Here is a 3,960-nt window from a genome sequence, read left to right on the forward strand (position 1 = left end):
TGGCTCATACTTAACTTCCTTGACCTCTTTGCTACTTGCACTAGATGATGAGCTCATGTCCTTTTTATCAGATGAAGTCTGTTTCCCAAATGGGTTAAAGAGGACAAAACCACCTACAAGGGCAATAAGAGCAAGCAAAGCAAGAATAAGCGAAATGCCCTTTCTTTTAGAACTAGAATGTTTATCTGTACGATTCATAAAAATAAAATCCCCTATATACCGTTTACTCTAAAAAATAACACCGAGCCCGAAGGCTCAGTGATATTTAATTTAAGAGCTAATTAATAAAAATTATTTAACTGCGCTTGTTTTTGGAAGAGCTTTGTCAGCTTGTTTAGATCCAGCTTTACCAGCTGCTGCTGCTTTAGCTGCTTCTTCTGCTTTAGCTGCTTCTTCTTTAGATTGTTTAGCTGCTTCTTCTTTAGAAATTCCATGTTCTTTCAAGTAACGTGCGTTAGCTTGTTCTGGAGTTTCATTCAAGATGTAGTAAGAACCTTGTGCCTTGTCAGCAGTGTTGTATGTTTTTTGAGATTCTTGGATTTTAGCGTTACGAGCTGCATTACGAGCATTGTTCAATGCTGCTTCATAAGCTGCTTTCTTTTCACCGTAAAGGTGTGAACCACCTTCAACAGCATCCAATTCAGCTTTAGCTGCAACTACTGCTGGGTCTTTTGCTGCTTCAGCATCAACGTTTTCTTGGTGACCACCAACATATTCGTTAGCTTTACGACCATTTTTAAACTCAGATTGAGCGTTGTAAGCATCGTTAACACCGCCACCAGTTACTGGTTGGTCGTAAGCACCTGGAGTGTTAGCTCCACCATTAATAGGGTTTTCATTTGCAAATGCTGGTGCTGCTGCTGCAAATACTGCAAGAGCTGCTACTGATGATAATAAAACTTTTTTCATTGTTTTATCTCCTTTTTTCATTTTAAAAAATAATTCGTTACTTCGTAACTATTACTAGTTTACTACGATATATTTTATTTGTCAATAAAATCTGACCTATTTTTTAAATTAATTTTATATTTTTTTAGGTAAGAGAAGATTTGACTTTTAAAGTAGAAATCTTTTATTTTGTAAGTGTTTTACTTCTTTTATTTGATTGCACCACTTTTTGGCAAGGTCTTTTTGGGTAGACAAGGATCCATTCTATCCTCATTTTTTTGTGCTTCTTTCAACAACTCCTCCCTCTGATTTTTTATCTTACTTTCTTTTTTTAACCAGTTGAAAAACATATCTTTCCTTTCTTAAAAAAGAGGCTCTCTACAACCTCTTTTTTACATTTTTAAGATTTTTTCGCATTTCCAATTTCAAATAGAGGAGACAGAGGGCGTTTTTCATGGATGCGGATAATCGCTTCTGCCAATAGTTTTGCGATGGAGATTTGTTCAATTTTATCAATTAAGCGCTCTTCAGGTAGGTAAATGGTATCCAACACCACCAACTTCTTGATCGCTGATTTCTGAATATTGTCCATAGCTGGACCTGACAATACAGGGTGCGTACAACTTGCATAGACTTCTACAGCTCCTGCTTCAGCAAGTGCATCCGCAGCGTGGCAAATGGTTCCCGCAGTATCAATCATATCATCGATCAGGATACAAGTTTTCCCTTCGACATTCCCAATGATGTTCATGACTTCACTGGTGTTCATTTTATCGACACTCCGACGTTTATCAATAATAGCAATCGGTGTTTTCAAAAATTCAGCTAGCTTACGAGCACGAGTCACACCACCGTGGTCCGGACTGACTACCACATAGTCAGAGCCAACCATGCCACGACGTTCAAAGTAGTCTGCAATCAATGGAGCCCCCATCAAATGATCCACTGGAATATCAAAGAACCCTTGAATCTGAGCTGCATGCAAATCAATGGTTAAGAGACGGTCTACACCAGCAATCTCTAGCATATTGGCAACCAATTTGGATGTAATTGGCTCACGAGCACGAGCTTTACGGTCTTGACGAGCATAACCATAATAAGGCATCACTACATTAATAGTTTGAGCACTGGCACGTTTTAAAGCATCTACCATGATCAAAATTTCCATTAAATTATCATTTACAGGAGAGCTCGTAGATTGAAGAATATACACCTCTTTACCACGAATAGACTCCTCAATATTGACTTGGATTTCCCCATCTGAAAATTGACGTACGGTCGACTTACCAAGTGGCAATCCCATCTCCTTAGAGACACGTTCAGCCAAATCTTGGTTAGAAGATAAAGCAAACAGCATTAAATCCGAAAACGACATGATTTCCTCCACATAAATTTAACCACAATGTACGAATTGTACAAATCTTCTCTTTACCCATTGTAACGCTTTTTACATGATTTTTCAATCCATAATCCATCAAAAATTAAAATAGTAACTATAGTAAAAAACACCCACTTTTAGTGGGTGTTTTGAATTCTTAGTTTGGATAGATATAAGTAAGTGATCCTTGTGCATTCACTGGGTTAAACCATCCACGGTAGTTCCCAATGCTACGGATACCTAAGTAGTTAGATTCAGATACTTGAATACTTGTAGTAGATTGAACAGCTGTAACCACTGCCACGTGTCCATATCCACCGTCATTCCAACATGCAATAGCTCCAACTTGTGGTTGGCTACCAGTACGGAATCCAGCTGCTGCGGCACTTGCAGCCCACTGTGCTCCATTACCCCAGTAATCACCAGCCCAAGGTGCCAATACTTTCGCACCCCAAGTACATTCACCTACAGGGTATGAACTTGCAGAGGTGCTGTATGTTGGACGACTAGTTGCAGCAGGTGTAGCAACTGTTTGAGTTTGAACTGCTGGTGCTGCAGCAGGAGTTGAAACTGTTGCTTGAGGTTGTGCTGCTTCAGCTGCTGGTGTTTGAGTAGCAGCTTGCACTTGTGCTTGCAAGTTAGTATTAGCAGATGCTTCTACAGCCTTACGTTGTTCTTCTTGTTGTGCACGGTAAGCTGCTTCAGCTGCTGCTGCTTCAGCTGCCGCTTTCTCAGCTGCTGCTTTTTCTGCAAGCAAAGCATTCTTTTCATTTTCTGCAGTTGATTTTTCAGCTGCCAAATTCAATTGTGCAACCTTCAACTCAGCTTCTTTAGTTGTCAACGCTTGCGCATCTTCATCTAATTTTTGTTGGTTGGCAATAACAGTGTTGATTGCTTCATTGTTTTCTTTTTGCTTAGCATCAATTGCTTCTTTATCGCGTTTTTGCTCTTCAAGCATCTTGTTGTTGGCGCTAGCAATTTCATTCATTGCAGAAACACGAGAAATAGCTTCAGTCAAAGAACCAGAACTTACAATAGCGTTAATGTAACTTGTAGCAGTTCCTGTTGTTTGAGCACTACGTGCTTGGTTTGCCAATGATTCTTGACGAGCAACAATATTTTTAGAAAGCTCTTCAATCTCTGCTGAAAGTTTAGCAGACTCTTCGTTCAAACGATCATTTTCAGCTTTAAGAGTTTCTTGTTGCTTTTTGATTTCAGAAACTTGAGATTGAATTTGATCAACTTCTGCTTGTGCGCTCTGTTCTTTTGAACTCAAATCAGCAATCTTACTATCTTGTGCAGCGATTTTATCATCAGTAGAATCAGCTCCTACAGAAATAACTGTACCTACTTGTGATAAAGCAACTGTACTAAGTAAAATAGTCGTTAATAATTTTTTCTTCATAAAATAAAAGACTCCTTCATATAAGACACTAACTAGTATAACAGAAAATGAAAGATTTTATGTTACGCCTTTGTTACATTTTTATTTCTATTGATGTATCAAAGTAACAAAAAAAGTTAGCTAGAATGCTAACTTGATTCTCTACGGAGAATGGGGGATTCGAACCCCCGCGCCAGTTACCCGACCTAACGATTTAGCAAACCGTCCTCTTCAGCCTCTTGAGTAATTCTCCAAAATGGGCACGAGTGGACTCGAACCACCGACCTCACGCTTATCAGGCGTGCGCTCT

3 protein-coding genes, 1 tRNA gene and 1 pseudogene are annotated in these 3,960 nt (G+C 39.2%); all 5 read right to left on the reverse strand.

The window, feature by feature from the left end; translation table 11 throughout:
• Positions 1–198 (reverse strand): annotated as a pseudogene (locus ACLOR3_RS09435) (class B sortase, LPKTxAVK-specific); the annotation flags it as partial.
• Between the two features lie 93 nt (positions 199–291).
• Entirely contained in the window at positions 292–909 is a 618-nt protein-coding gene (gene abpA, locus ACLOR3_RS09440; protein WP_287517129.1) for an amylase-binding adhesin AbpA, read from the reverse strand.
• Between the two features lie 379 nt (positions 910–1,288).
• Positions 1,289–2,263 (reverse strand): ribose-phosphate diphosphokinase, encoded by a 975-nt coding sequence (locus ACLOR3_RS09445; protein WP_048717045.1) that lies wholly within the window; start codon positions 2,261–2,263, stop codon positions 1,289–1,291.
• Between the two features lie 160 nt (positions 2,264–2,423).
• Entirely contained in the window at positions 2,424–3,671 is a 1,248-nt protein-coding gene (gene pcsB / locus ACLOR3_RS09450; RefSeq protein WP_129270611.1) for a peptidoglycan hydrolase PcsB, read from the reverse strand.
• A 144-nt stretch (positions 3,672–3,815) separates the two neighbouring features.
• Positions 3,816–3,903, reverse strand: a tRNA-Ser gene (locus ACLOR3_RS09455).
• Positions 3,904–3,960: the final 57 nt, after the last annotated feature.

It is taken from the genome of Streptococcus intestinihominis (assembly GCF_046824975.1).
Lineage (GTDB): Bacteria > Bacillota > Bacilli > Lactobacillales > Streptococcaceae > Streptococcus.

What these genes read in the sequence shown, in the direction of transcription:
- abpA (WP_287517129.1), bottom strand. Translation starts at nt 909, where the DNA reads ATGAAAAAAGTTTTATTATCATCAGTAGCAGCTCTTGCAGTATTTGCA.
- ACLOR3_RS09445 (WP_048717045.1), bottom strand. Translation starts at nt 2,263, where the DNA reads ATGTCGTTTTCGGATTTAATGCTGTTTGCTTTATCTTCTAACCAAGAT.
- pcsB (WP_129270611.1), bottom strand. Translation starts at nt 3,671, where the DNA reads ATGAAGAAAAAATTATTAACGACTATTTTACTTAGTACAGTTGCTTTA.